Source organism: Christiangramia fulva, from assembly GCF_003024155.1.
Classification (GTDB): domain Bacteria; phylum Bacteroidota; class Bacteroidia; order Flavobacteriales; family Flavobacteriaceae; genus Christiangramia; species Christiangramia fulva.
Window position 1 is genome coordinate 140,430 of the sequence record NZ_CP028136.1, and the last position, 13,595, is coordinate 154,024.

Below are 13,595 nucleotides of genomic sequence, written 5' to 3' on the forward strand. Positions count from 1 at the left end.
AATCCTGTAAAAACTGTAAAACGGAATTTGAAAAGCATTAAATTTCAATATTTTCTTTTAAGGATTAAAAAACAGGCCCTGCTTTTTCTTATTTTCACTGAGAATTTCAGGAAATCTCCTGCTAAAAAAATCTATGTATTTAAGGGCGTTTTTATGCATCTTTCTATTGATCTTTCAAATTTCAATAGCTCAGGAAAAATTTACACTTAGCGGAAAAGTTTCTGAAGAAAAAAGCAACGAGACCCTTATCGGCGTCAATATTCTTATTCCCGAGCTGAATACGGGGACTACCACCAACGAATATGGTTTTTATTCCATCACTCTTCCCGGAGGAACCTATCAAATTGAAATTACCGGTATCGGCTATCAAACAATTTCTGAAAGTATTGAATTGGATCGGGATCTGAGAAAAGACTTTTATCTTTCGGAAAAGGTAGAAGAACTCTCGGAGGTACTCATCGAAAAGGACATTGAGAGAATAAGCATCCGCAAGCCGGAGATGAGCGTTAACAGGCTACGGTTGGAAACCGTGAAAAATATCCCCGTGGTGCTCGGGGAGGCCGATATCATAAAATCTATTCTTTTGCTTCCCGGCGTTACCAGCGCGGGTGAAAGTGCTTCCGGCTTTAATGTTCGCGGGGGCGCTGTCGATCAGAACCTGATTTTACTGGATGAAGCTACCATTTTTAATTCCTCCCACCTGTTCGGCCTTTTTTCGGTTTTCAATCCCGATGCCATCAAGGATCTGAAACTCTATAAAGGTGCGATCCCGGCCAGGTACGGGGGGAGGGTTTCTTCTGTTCTGGAAATTTTTCAGAAGGAAGGAAATAGCAAAGAATTTCATGCCAATGGCGGTATAGGTGCCGTTTCAAGCAGGTTATTACTGGAAGGCCCCATTGAAAAGGAAAAATCGGCTTTTCTTATCGCCGGCCGCGGTTCGTATGCTCACTTGTTCCTGCCTTTGTTTGACATCAATAACAGCGCATATTTTTATGATCTCAATACCAAACTCAATTTTCAGCTGAACAAGAATAACAATATTTTTCTTTCGGGTTACTTCGGAAGGGATGTCTTTCGGCTTTCGGATAATTTCGTGAACTCCTATGGAAATTCAGTTCTCAATTTCAGGTGGAACCACCTTTTTTCCGATAAGTTATTCTCCAATTTATCGATGATCTATTCAGACTATTATTATGGATTGGAACTCGATTTTGCCGGATTTCAGTGGAATTCTGGAATCAAGAACTTCAATATAAAATATGATTTGAAACATTATCTCAATGACCGTTTGCAAATTAATTATGGCATCCATGATACCTATTATATTTTTAATCCTGGTAAAATAAAGCCAAATTCAGAAGAATCTGGGATCATTGAAGATCAGCTAACTAAAAAATTTGCCAATGAAACCGCTGCTTATATAGGCGTGGAACAGGAAATTTCAGAAAAAATTAGGATCAATTACGGTATTCGTCTAAGCCATTTTATCAGGTTCGGGCAGGATGAATTCTATACCTATGAAAACGATCGCCCGGTTGTTTTTGATCCTTTTCAACTAATATATAAGAGTGCAATCCCTTCAGACACAATTCATCCGTCTCGATCTAAACAACTGGCGCATTATACAAATCTAGAACCGAGGCTGGCGGTTTCTTATTCATTAAATGAGAGCAATTCCTTCAAGGCCAGTTTTATAAGAATGAGCCAGAATCTGCATTTACTGTCAAATACAAGTTCACCCACACCGCTTGATGTTTGGACGCCCAGCGGTCCCTACGTAAAACCACAATTACTTTATCAATATGCGCTGGGGTATTTCCATAATTTCCCGGAAAAGATCTACGGTTTGGAATCTGAAATTTTTTACAAAACGGTAAATAACCGAATTGATTATATCGATGGAGCTGAGCTCATTGCCAACAATGCCATTGAACAGGTCATTCTTAATGGAGAAGCCCGGGCCTATGGGCTTGAGATGCTTTTCAGAAAATATGAAGGCAGGTTGCAGGGTTGGATTGCCTATACTCTTTCAAAATCTGAACAGCGAACGCCAGGAAGAGCTGTGGAAAACACTGAACAAACACCTAAAGAATCTGGCATAAACGGGGGAAAGTGGTACAATACGCCCTCTGATAAAAGGCATGATATCGCTTTTTTTGCTAATTATGAGTTAAATGAAAAGTGGAGTTTTAGCGGTAATTTTATTTTTCAAACCGGGCAGCCTACAAATTATCCCCTTGGTCAATTCCAATTCCAGGGTTTGACTGTTCCATACTATGGTTTACGAAATCAACAAAGTTTGCCAAATTATCACCGGTTGGATCTTTCGGCAAAATTGATTCCGAAAAAAAATCAAAACAGAAACTGGAAAAGCGAATGGGTTTTTAGCATTTATAATGTTTATAACAGGAAAAATGCCGCTTCAATCAATTTTAGACGAAATCTGGATACAGGCCAAAATGAAGCCGTTCGAACTTCGATTTTTGGACTCGTCCCGTCTGTAACTTACAATTTCAAATTTTGAAAATGAAAAATAAGCTGAAAATACTGAGTTTATTATGCTTATTTCTGATAAGCTGCGAGGACGTAATAGAAGTTCAAACCGAAAACACTGATAAACGCCTAATAATTGACGGACTCATTTTAGTAGATCCTAACCAACAAACTACGCCTGTTGCAATTAAGGCAAGTATTTCAAGCGGGTTCTTTGAAGAGTTAAAACCTGCAAAGCTGTCTAATATTTACCTGAGATTAGAAAATGGCGGCTATATAAATCTTTTTGAACTGCAGCCAAACAGCGGGATCTATCAACCTTCTGGCGATGAAGTATTTCCGGGTGAGATTAGCACTTCAATCCTGATCAACCAGAAAATAAGCCTGGTTCTCGAATATAATGGCGAAACTTATCAGGCCGAATATGAATATACTCCTACGGTACCTCTCGATAATCTCGAGTTCGGAAATGGGGATTTATTTCAGGGCGATGAAACCGAAGTCAAGGTAAGTTTTACAGATAAGGCCGGCCGTGCGGATTACTATCTTTTCGATTTTGACTATAACAACTATTTTGTTTCAAAAGATGAATTTTACGATGGCCAGGAATTCGAATTTTCTTATTTCTACGACGAAGATTTACCCCCCGGAGAACAGGTGGAGGTTAAAATTATAGGCATCAATAAAGATTTTTATAATTATATGTCACAAATCATTGTTCAAAGCAATACCGAGTTCAATTTTTTCCAAACTCCGGTAGCCACAGTGAGAGGAAATATATTCAATGTTTCCAGGATCAATAATGATGTAAACTTACTCGAGAACTTCCCGCTGGGCTATTTTGCGATCTGCGGATTTGATAGCGCCCGGATCACAGCTGAATAATTTTTTTTATGGTGGCACCTGCCTTCGGGCCGTACTATTGTGGCAGATACCCCTTGAGAGACAGGCATACTCGGGCGCGATCAATATCAGCGAAGGCGTTGTAGGTCTTGGAAGTAATTTTTAAGCATAAAAAAACCCTTCACCTGTGAAGATGAAGGGTTTGAAGAACAAGGCGGCGACCTACTCTCCCACAAGAAGCAGTACCATCGGCGCTAACGGGCTTAACTTCTCTGTTCGGAATGGGAAGAGGTGAGCCCCGTTGCTATAGCCACCTTAAATTTTGAGTTAGAAAGTTTCAAAGCTTCTAAAGTTGTAAAGAAAAGCTCTTTTAACTTATTGACTTTTTCACTTTTTAACTGTCCGCTTTGCGGACCAATATCTTGACATACTTAAAGAAACAAAAAACACTTAAAACACAGCAGCTTTACATGCTAAAAGCATTACCGGCCCCTCCTTTAGAAGGGGCCTTGCGCATCAAGCTTTACGGAGTATTAGTACCACTCGGCTACAAACATTACTGCTCTTACACCTGTGGCCTATCAACGTGGTAGTCTCCCACGGTCCTTTAAAGAAATCTCATCTTGTGGTGGGTTTCGCGCTTATATGCTTTCAGCGCTTATCCCTTCCCAACGTAGCTACCCAGCAGTGCTCCTGGCGGAACAACTGGTACACCAGAGGTTGGTCCAACTCGGTCCTCTCGTACTAGAGTCAGGTCCACTCAAATTTCTAACGCCCACTACAGATAGAGACCGAACTGTCTCACGACGTTCTGAACCCAGCTCGCGTGCCACTTTAATGGGCGAACAGCCCAACCCTTGGGACCTTCTCCAGCCCCAGGATGTGACGAGCCGACATCGAGGTGCCAAACCCCCCCGTCGATGTGAGCTCTTGGGGGAGATCAGCCTGTTATCCCCGGCGTACCTTTTATCCTTTGAGCGATGGCCCTTCCATGCGGTGCCACCGGATCACTATGCTCTACTTTCGTACCTGATCGACCTGTATGTCTCTCAGTCAAGCTCCCTTTTGCCATTGCACTCTACGCACGGTTACCAAGCGTGCTGAGGGAACCTTTAGAAGCCTCCGTTACTCTTTTGGAGGCGACCACCCCAGTCAAACTACCCACCAAGCACTGTCCCCCAAGTTCTCGGGGTTAGGCTCTAAACAAGTAAAGGGTAGTATTTCAACAACGACTCCACAACCCCTGGCGAGGCTGCTTCAAAGTCTCCTACCTATCCTACACATCACTTGTTCAAAGTCAATACTAAGCTATAGTAAAGGTGCACGGGGTCTTTTCGTCCCGTAGCGGGTAATCGGCATCTTCACCGATACTACAATTTCACCGAGCTCATGGCTGAGACAGTATCCAGATCGTTGCACCATTCGTGCAGGTCGGAACTTACCCGACAAGGAATTTCGCTACCTTAGGACCGTTATAGTTACGGCCGCCGTTTACTGGGGCTTCAGTTGAACGCTTCTCCGCCAATGGCGGATGACGTCTCCCCTTAACCTTCCAGCACCGGGCAGGTGTCAGGCCCTATACGTCATCTTTCGATTTAGCAGAGCCCTGTGTTTTTGATAAACAGTCGCCTGGATCTTTTCACTGCGGCCCCGATTGCTCGGGGCGACCCTTCTCCCGAAGTTACGGGCCAATTTTGCCTAGTTCCTTAGCCATGAATCTCTCGAGCACCTTAGAATTCTCTTCCCAACTACCTGTGTCGGTTTACGGTACGGGTTGCCTCCACTCGCTTTTCTTGGAAGTCGCGCCGCTGGATTATCACCGCCGCCGTAGCTTTGGTGTACTATCGCCGTGTTACCACTGGCTTCAACGTACTATTCCGTCAGTACGCACCAACTTTACGCCTCCGTCCGCTTTTAACGTGGGGCAAGTAGCAGAATATTAACTGCTTGTCCATCGACTACCCCCTTCGGGTTCGCCTTAGGACCCGACTAACCCTCAGCTGATTAGCATAGCTGAGGAAACCTTGGTCTTTCGGTGTGCAGGTTTCTCGCCTGCATTATCGTTACTTATGCCTACATTTTCTTTTGTAATTAGTCCAGCAAACCTCGCAGTTCACCTTCAACCCCATTACAATGCTCCCCTACCACTCCATACCTTTGTATGAAATCCATAGCTTCGGTAGTATGTTTATGCCCGATTATTATCCATGCCGAACCGCTCGACTAGTGAGCTGTTACGCACTCTTTAAATGAATGGCTGCTTCCAAGCCAACATCCTAGCTGTCTGGGCAGTTCAACCGCGTTTCTTCAACTTAACATACATTTGGGGACCTTAGCTGATGGTCTGGGTTCTTTCCCTCTCGGACATGGACCTTAGCACCCATGCCCTCACTGATATGCATCATTTTATAGCATTCGGAGTTTGTCAGGAATTGGTAGGCGGTGAAGCCCCCGCATCCAATCAGTAGCTCTACCTCTATAAAACTAACTATATCGCTGCACCTAAATGCATTTCGGGGAGTACGAGCTATTTCCGAGTTTGATTGGCCTTTCACCCCTACCCTCAGGTCATCCCAAGACTTTTCAACGTCAACGGGTTCGGTCCTCCACTATGTGTTACCACAGCTTCAACCTGCCCAAGGGTAGATCACACGGTTTCGCGTCTAACACTACCAACTAAGCGCACAAGTGCGCTTTCATCCCCTAAGGATGAATCTCGCCCTATTCAGACTCGCTTTCGCTACGGCTCCACACCTTAAGTGCTTAACCTTGCTGGAAACGTTAACTCGTAGGCTCATTATGCAAAAGGCACGCCGTCATCCGCCATTGGCGGACTCCGACCGCTTGTAAGCGTATGGTTTCAGGTTCTTTTTCACTCCCTTGTTCAGGGTTCTTTTCACCTTTCCCTCACGGTACTGGTTCACTATCGGTCTCTCAGGAGTATTTAGCCTTAGCGGATGGTCCCGCCAGATTCATACAGGGTTTCTCGTGCCCCGCACTACTCAGGATACTGCTAAGATTGTATCAAGTTCTCTATACCGGGCTGTCACCGTCTATGGCTCATCTTTCCAGATGATTCTAGTTCCTTATACAACCCATATCGCAGTCCTACTACCCCAATAAGTCCGTAAACTCATTGGTTTGGGCTTTTGCGCGTTCGCTCGCCGCTACTAGCGCAATCACTGTTGTTTTCTCTTCCTCCGGGTACTTAGATGTTTCAGTTCCCCGGGTTTGCCCCCGACAAGTCGGGTACTATACCTTCAGTATAGTGGGTTGCCCCATTCGGATATTCGCGGATCAATTTGTATGTGCCAATCCCCACGACTTTTCGCAGCTTATCACGTCCTTCTTCGCCTCTGAGAGCCTAGGCATCCCCCATACGCCCTTATCTAGCTTGTATGCGTTTTGCTTCTAATGCTCGTCCCGGACCAATGGCTCGCGCCTATAGCCCGGAATTTTTAATGTATTACTTACTTAAAATAGTTCTATCTATTTGTGTTCTCGTATTCTTTGTTTCTTCAATATGTCAATGAACGTTTACTCGATAGATCGCTCTATGCGAGGCTCGCCTTGGTAACCTTCTGTGGACCTTAGTCCACCGAAGCTCACTTCGGTGAGCGTAGGTGGAGAATATCGGAGTCGAACCGATGACCTCCTGCGTGCAAGGCAGGCGCTCTAGCCAGCTGAGCTAATCCCCCATTTGAATTCCGAATTTAGAATTCAGAATTTAGAATTAGAATTCTTAGCTTCTAGAATTTCCTTTCAATACTTTTTTATGAACTTAGTTGCCTTTGAGCAAAAACTCTGAACTCAGAACTGTTAACTCATAACTATCGCGCTGCGCGCGATTAGTAGTCTCAGGCAGACTCCCTTCGACTTCGCTCAGGGTAAACCTCTCGCTCCCTGCGTCTACTCTACGAGTAGTCTCAGGCAGACTCGAACTGCCGACCTCTACATTATCAGTGTAGCGCTCTAACCAGCTGAGCTATGAGACTGTCCTTTAGTAGTGAGTAGTTAGTAATGAGTATTTAGACAAGCGCTAAGCTTCTCAATACTCAATACTGTGTACTCAGTACTATAATATCAAATTGACAGATAAGAATCAAGACCAAAGAGGCCTTCTTTACACTTCCTTTGTTTCCAGTAATTGCGCTAGCACGTATAAGCGTGCGTTGCTCTAGAAAGGAGGTGTTCCAGCCGCACCTTCCGGTACGGCTACCTTGTTACGACTTAGCCCCAGTTACCAGTCTTACCCTAGGCGGCTCCTTGCGGTGACCGACTTCAGGTACCCCCGGCTTCCATGGCTTGACGGGCGGTGTGTACAAGGCCCGGGAACGTATTCACCGCACCATGGCTGATGTGCGATTACTAGCGATTCCAGCTTCACGCAGTCGAGTTGCAGACTGCGATCCGAACTGTGATAGGGTTTCAAGATTCGCATCCCCTCACGGGGTAGCTGCCCTCTGTCCCTACCATTGTAGCACGTGTGTGGCCCAGGACGTAAGGGCCGTGATGATTTGACGTCATCCCCACCTTCCTCTCGGTTTGCACCGGCAGTCTCGTTAGAGTTCCCGACTTCACTCGCTGGCAACTAACGAAAGGGGTTGCGCTCGTTATAGGACTTAACCTGACACCTCACGGCACGAGCTGACGACAACCATGCAGCACCTTGCAATCTGTCCGAAGAAAAATCTGTTTCCAGACCTGTCAGACTGCATTTAAGCCCTGGTAAGGTTCCTCGCGTATCATCGAATTAAACCACATGCTCCACCGCTTGTGCGGGCCCCCGTCAATTCCTTTGAGTTTCATTCTTGCGAACGTACTCCCCAGGTGGGTCACTTATCACTTTCGCTTGGCCACCCAGCCCTCAATTAGGCCGGACAGCTAGTGACCATCGTTTACGGCGTAGACTACCAGGGTATCTAATCCTGTTCGCTACCTACGCTTTCGTCCATCAGCGTCAGTTGGTTATTAGTGATCTGCCTTCGCAATAGGTGTTCTGTGTAATATCTATGCATTTCACCGCTACACTACACATTCCAACCACTTCATAACAACTCAAGAACAACAGTATCAATGGCAATTCTCCCGTTAAGCGGAAGACTTTCACCACTGACTTATTGTCCCGCCTACGGACCCTTTAAACCCAATGATTCCGGATAACGCTTGGATCCTCCGTATTACCGCGGCTGCTGGCACGGAGTTAGCCGATCCTTATTCATACGGTACCGTCATGCCCTCAACACGTGAGAGTGATTCTTCCCGTATAAAAGCAGTTTACAACCCATAGGGCAGTCTTCCTGCACGCGGCATGGCTGGATCAGAGTTGCCTCCATTGTCCAATATTCCTCACTGCTGCCTCCCGTAGGAGTCTGGTCCGTGTCTCAGTACCAGTGTGGGGGATCTCCCTCTCAGGACCCCTACCTATCGTCGCCATGGTAAGCCGTTACCTTACCATCTAGCTAATAGGACGCATACTCATCTTCAAACCATAAATGTTTAATTACCAGTCCAGGTGAACCGATAATACCATGGGGTATTAATCCACGTTTCCATGGGCTATCCCCCGTTTGAAGGTAGATTGTATACGCGTTACGCACCCGTGCGCCACTCGTCAGCAAATTAGCTAGGCTAATCCCTGTTACCGTTCGACTTGCATGTGTTAGGCCTGCCGCTAGCGTTCATCCTGAGCCAGGATCAAACTCTTCATCGTTAATTCTTATATCTCTTAACAACTACTAGTAGAAATTGCTCAGTTGACGTCTTTTTGTCTTAATTCTTATATACTTGATTACATCTTTATAATGTAATCCCTGTCAATTCAATATGTCAATGAACCAATTATCAATTAACAGTTAACAATTATCACAACTTCTCATTGCTTATTGATCATTGTTAATTGATCACTGTCTTGCCAAAACCCGAGGACTCGAACCCCTTCTCCCCCCATCCGGGTGGTTTTTGTTTTCTTTATCTCTCTTTTAGAACGTCGCTTGTTTTTCAAAGCGGGTGCAAATATACAACGACTTTTCTTTTCCAACCAAAACTTTTTAAACTTTATTTTTTAAAAAAATCTTAGCACCTTTTTACCTTATGAAAAATCGCTAACTTTCCCCGCTTCTATAATCAAACTACCCCTTCAATGAACTAAGCTTCCCTGAGAAAGCGGGTGCAAATATAAAACGAACATTCGTTTTATTCCAAATATCAAATTGAATATTTTAAGGAAAATTTAAAGTTTATTTTTAAGCGATTGAATTTCAATATAAAACCACAGAAAAAGATCAAAAATTAATAAAAAACTTAATTCAGATAATAAAGAGCCCTTTATTGCGCAACCAAATTCAACATCTTATCTTTGTCCCTTCTAAAAAAGTATAGAAAATGATCAAGATTACTCTGCCTGACGGTAGTATTAAGGAGTTTGAAAAAGGAAGCACTCCTATGGATGTGGCCAGAAGCATCAGCGAAGGCCTGGCCCGAAATGTAATTTCGGCTAAATTCAACGGTAACACCATTGAAACCATCACGCCATTAACCGAAGACGGCGATCTTGTTCTATATACCTGGAATGACGAAGAAGGGAAAAAAGCCTTTTGGCATTCAACTTCCCATGTAATGGCTCAGGCAATTCAGGATCTGTATCCGGGTGCAAAATTAACTATTGGCCCAGCTATTGAAAATGGTTTTTATTATGACATTGATTTTGGTGAAGAGAAAATCTCTGAATCTGATTTTAAAAAAATAGAAGACCGGATGCTGGAAATCGCCCGCGGGAAACACGATTTTAAAATGCGGGAGGTTTCAAAAGAAGAAGCACTTAATTTTTACAATAACGAAAAGAATCCTTTTAAGCTTGAACTCATAGAAAATCTGGAGGATGGCAGCATCACTTTTTGTGATCATGACACCTTTACCGATTTATGCCGGGGAGGCCATATTCCCAACACCGGGATCATAAAAGCCGTAAAACTGATGAACGTTGCCGGTGCCTACTGGCGGGGTGATGAAAACAAACCACAGTTAACAAGGGTGTACGGTATTTCTTTTCCGAAGCAAAAAGATTTAAAGGAATATCTCGAATTATTAGAAGAAGCTAAAAAGCGTGATCATCGTAAACTCGGGAAAGAACTGGAACTTTTCACTTTTTCACAAAAAGTTGGCCAGGGATTACCGCTTTGGTTACCCAAAGGAGCTGCTTTAAGAGAGCGACTGGAGAATTTTCTGAAAAAAGCTCAGAAAAAAGCAGGTTATGAAATGGTAGTGACTCCACATATTGGACAAAAGGAACTGTATGTTACTTCAGGACACTATGCAAAATACGGGGAAGACAGTTTTCAGCCCATTCACACACCCAATGAAGGAGAGGAATTTTTGCTGAAACCGATGAATTGTCCGCATCATTGTGAAATTTACAAATCTTCTTCCTGGAGTTACAGGGATCTTCCGAAGCGATTTGCAGAATTTGGCACCGTTTACCGATATGAACAAAGCGGGGAACTACATGGGCTTACCCGGGTACGAGGATTTACACAGGATGATGCCCATATTTTCTGTACGCCCGAGCAGCTGGATGAAGAATTTAAAAAAGTAATTGATCTTACCTTATATGTATTCTCATCTTTAGGTTTTGAAAATTTCACAGCCCAGGTTTCCTTACGAGATCCTGAAAATAAAGAAAAGTATATCGGATCTGACGATGTTTGGGAAAAAGCCGAAAGTGCTATTCTGAGCGCTGCCAAAGAAAAAGGTCTCAATTATGTAGTAGAGACCGGCGAAGCAGCATTTTACGGTCCAAAACTGGATTTCATGGTGAAAGATGCACTTGGCAGAAGCTGGCAACTTGGCACCATTCAGGTAGATTATAATTTACCCGAACGATTTGATCTTACTTATAAAGGAAGTGATAATGAAATGCACCGGCCGGTAATGATCCACCGGGCACCTTTTGGCAGTATGGAACGCTTCGTGGCCATACTTCTTGAGCATACCGGCGGAAATTTCCCCTTGTGGCTTATGCCCGAACAGGCTATCATTCTCTCGCTCAGTGAGAAATATGAAAAATACTCACAAAAAGTTTTAACTTTGCTCGAAAATAACGAAATTCGCGCCCTCGTTGACAATAGAAATGAAACTATTGGCAAGAAAATACGGGAAGCTGAAGTGCAAAAATTCCCGTATATGCTGATCGTTGGAGAACAGGAAGCCCAGGATGGTACGGTTTCTGTACGTAAACACAGCGAAGGTGATTTGGGCAGTATGAGTGTTGAAGAATTCGCGAATTTGATAAATACGGAAATCAATAGTACCTTAAAACCTTTTGAAACTGAAGTCTAACTAAAATTTATAGCCATAGCAATACGAAGAAGAAAACCGAACCAATTCGGGAGACAAAAAGAAGAACAACACCGAATTAATGAGAAGATCAGGGCAGACGAAGTTCGCCTGGTAGGAGATAATGTCGAAATGCAGGTGATTCCTGTGAAACAAGCCCTTTCTATTGCACAGGAAATGGGACTTGACCTTGTGGAAATATCGCCCGATGCGAAACCACCCGTGGTTAAGGCCATGGACTACAAAAAGTACCTCTACGAACAGAAGAAGAGGGAAAAAGCCATGAAGGCTAAAGCCAGCAAGGTTGTAGTTAAGGAAATCCGTTTTGGCCCGAATACCGACGATCATGACTATGAGTTTAAAAAACGAAATGCCGAGAAGTTCCTGAAAGATGGTGCAAAACTTAAAGCTTTCGTCTTCTTTAAAGGCCGTTCAATCGTATTTAAAGATAAAGGAGAGATCCTTCTGTTAAGACTCGCTCAGGATCTTGAAGAATATGGCAAGGTAGAACAGATGCCAAAACTGGAGGGTAAGCGTATGACCATGTTTATGGCTCCTAAAAAAACGAAATAATCTTCTCCCTAAATTTCTTTAAAAAAGGCTTAAAGGAGAATTAGAATAGAATTAAAAATTAAGAGAGTTAATTATAAAAAAGGACAGCAATGCCTAAAATGAAAACGAAATCCAGTGCCAAAAAGCGTTTTAAGCTAACCGGTACCGGAAAGATCAAAAGAAAGCACGCGTTTAAGAGTCATATCTTAACAAAGAAATCTAAAAAACGTAAGCTCGCCTTAACGCACAGTACTTTGGTACATGATGCAGATAAGGACAATGTGAAACTTCAGTTACGTTTAAAGTAAACTGAAGCAATTCAGGTTTCAATTATTGTTTAACCATGGAGTCGGGCCAGTAAAAAGAATTCAAAATTCAGAATTTTAAATTTTGAATAATTGGATCGCCTGCTACAAAAAAATGTAAATTTATGCCAAGATCAGTAAATTCTGTTGCCAAAAGGGCACGTAGAAAAAAAGTTTTAAAGCAAGCTAAAGGCTATTTCGGACGTCGTAAAAACGTTTGGACAGTTGCCAAAAACGCGGTTGACAAAGCAATGTTATATGCTTACAGAGACCGTAAAGCCAAGAAACGCAACTTCCGTTCTCTCTGGATCATGCGTATTAACGCTGCCGCCAGATTAAACGGATTATCTTATTCTCAATTTATGGGTAAATTGAAAGCCAGCAATATCGATTTGAACCGTAAGGTTCTTGCCGATTTGGCAATGAATAACCCGGAGGCTTTTAAAGCAATTGTAGAAAAAGTTAAATAAACGATTATACTCTCTTAAGGAAAAATCCCGCTTTTTGGCGGGATTTTTTATTTTCCGAAAGCAGTTAATACAAGCTTTCTTGAACCTCCGTGATTTCGATATTCTCCCAAATAAATTCCCTGCCAGGTACCCAGGTTCAACTTTCCCTTTGAAATTGGAATTTGGACAGAAGTTCCGGTAAGGGCAGATTTTAAATGTGCCGGCATATCATCAGGGCCTTCAAGGGTATGTCTGTAATAAGACTGATTCTCGGGCACCATTTTATTAAAATGACTTTCAAAATCTTCCCGAACAGTGGGGTCGGCATTTTCATTAATAGTCAAACCCGCAGAAGTATGCTTGATAAAAACCTGAAGAATCCCGGTGTCTATTTCTTTAATTTCTGAAAATTGTGAAATGACTTCCTCTGTCACCAAATGAAAACCTCTTTTTCTCGGTTTCAGGCTAATTTCTTTTTGAAAAATCTTCTCCATAATTATTCCATTTAAAAACAGAAATTACGAAACTCAGATTCATAGAAAATTAAAGCCTTCTTAAATTTTCAAAAAAGGGAACTGCAGAAGGAATTATTTCATTATTGCGTTTTCATCCGTTCAAA

General features: G+C 43.1%; 7 protein-coding genes, 2 tRNA genes and 3 rRNA genes. 6 read left to right on the plus strand and 6 right to left on the minus strand.

What is annotated here, in order from left to right; translation table 11 throughout:
- Positions 1 to 133: 133 nt before the first annotated feature.
- Positions 134 to 2,524: a TonB-dependent receptor gene (locus tag C7S20_RS00680; protein ID WP_107010692.1), complete on the plus strand. Its 2,391-nt coding sequence runs from the start codon at positions 134 to 136 to the stop codon at positions 2,522 to 2,524.
- A 2-nt stretch (positions 2,525 to 2,526) separates the two neighbouring features.
- The gene (locus C7S20_RS00685) at positions 2,527 to 3,378 is read left to right on the plus strand and encodes a DUF4249 family protein (RefSeq protein ID WP_107010693.1); all 852 of its coding nucleotides are present in this window, start codon (positions 2,527 to 2,529) and stop codon (positions 3,376 to 3,378) included.
- Between the two features lie 167 nt (positions 3,379 to 3,545).
- Here C7S20_RS00685 and rrf read toward each other — a convergent pair.
- The 5 genes from rrf to C7S20_RS00710 form a co-directional block, all read right to left on the minus strand.
- A 5S ribosomal RNA gene (gene rrf, locus C7S20_RS00690) occupies positions 3,546 to 3,654 on the minus strand.
- A 194-nt stretch (positions 3,655 to 3,848) separates the two neighbouring features.
- Positions 3,849 to 6,737, minus strand: a 23S ribosomal RNA gene (locus C7S20_RS00695).
- Positions 6,738 to 6,960: 223 nt separating this feature from the next.
- Positions 6,961 to 7,034 (minus strand) — tRNA-Ala (locus C7S20_RS00700).
- 223 nt (positions 7,035 to 7,257) lie between these two features.
- A tRNA-Ile gene (locus C7S20_RS00705) sits at positions 7,258 to 7,331 on the minus strand.
- 186 nt (positions 7,332 to 7,517) lie between these two features.
- A 16S ribosomal RNA gene (locus C7S20_RS00710) occupies positions 7,518 to 9,049 on the minus strand.
- The 16S, 23S and 5S rRNA genes sit together here with 2 tRNA genes alongside, the layout of an rRNA operon.
- A gap of 671 nt (positions 9,050 to 9,720) precedes the next feature.
- Between C7S20_RS00710 and thrS the strand changes: the two genes are divergently transcribed.
- The 4 genes from thrS to rplT all read left to right on the plus strand — a co-directional run bounded on the left by thrS (position 9,721) and on the right by rplT (position 12,997).
- On the plus strand, positions 9,721 to 11,673 hold the full coding sequence (thrS, locus tag C7S20_RS00715; RefSeq protein ID WP_107010694.1) for a threonine--tRNA ligase: 1,953 nt from the start codon (positions 9,721 to 9,723) through the stop codon (positions 11,671 to 11,673).
- A gap of 21 nt (positions 11,674 to 11,694) precedes the next feature.
- Positions 11,695 to 12,243 (plus strand): translation initiation factor IF-3, encoded by a 549-nt coding sequence (infC, locus tag C7S20_RS00720; RefSeq protein WP_341476522.1) that lies wholly within the window; start codon positions 11,695 to 11,697, stop codon positions 12,241 to 12,243.
- A gap of 89 nt (positions 12,244 to 12,332) precedes the next feature.
- Positions 12,333 to 12,530, plus strand: a complete 198-nt coding sequence (gene rpmI, locus C7S20_RS00725) for a 50S ribosomal protein L35 (protein WP_011708523.1) — start codon at positions 12,333 to 12,335, stop codon at positions 12,528 to 12,530.
- A gap of 122 nt (positions 12,531 to 12,652) precedes the next feature.
- Positions 12,653 to 12,997 (plus strand): 50S ribosomal protein L20, encoded by a 345-nt coding sequence (rplT, locus tag C7S20_RS00730; protein WP_107010696.1) that lies wholly within the window; start codon positions 12,653 to 12,655, stop codon positions 12,995 to 12,997.
- 47 nt (positions 12,998 to 13,044) lie between these two features.
- Here the strand turns inward: rplT and C7S20_RS00735 are convergent, their stop codons facing one another.
- Positions 13,045 to 13,470, minus strand: coding sequence for a secondary thiamine-phosphate synthase enzyme YjbQ (locus tag C7S20_RS00735; protein WP_107010697.1), 426 nt, complete (start codon positions 13,468 to 13,470; stop codon positions 13,045 to 13,047).
- Positions 13,471 to 13,595: the final 125 nt, after the last annotated feature.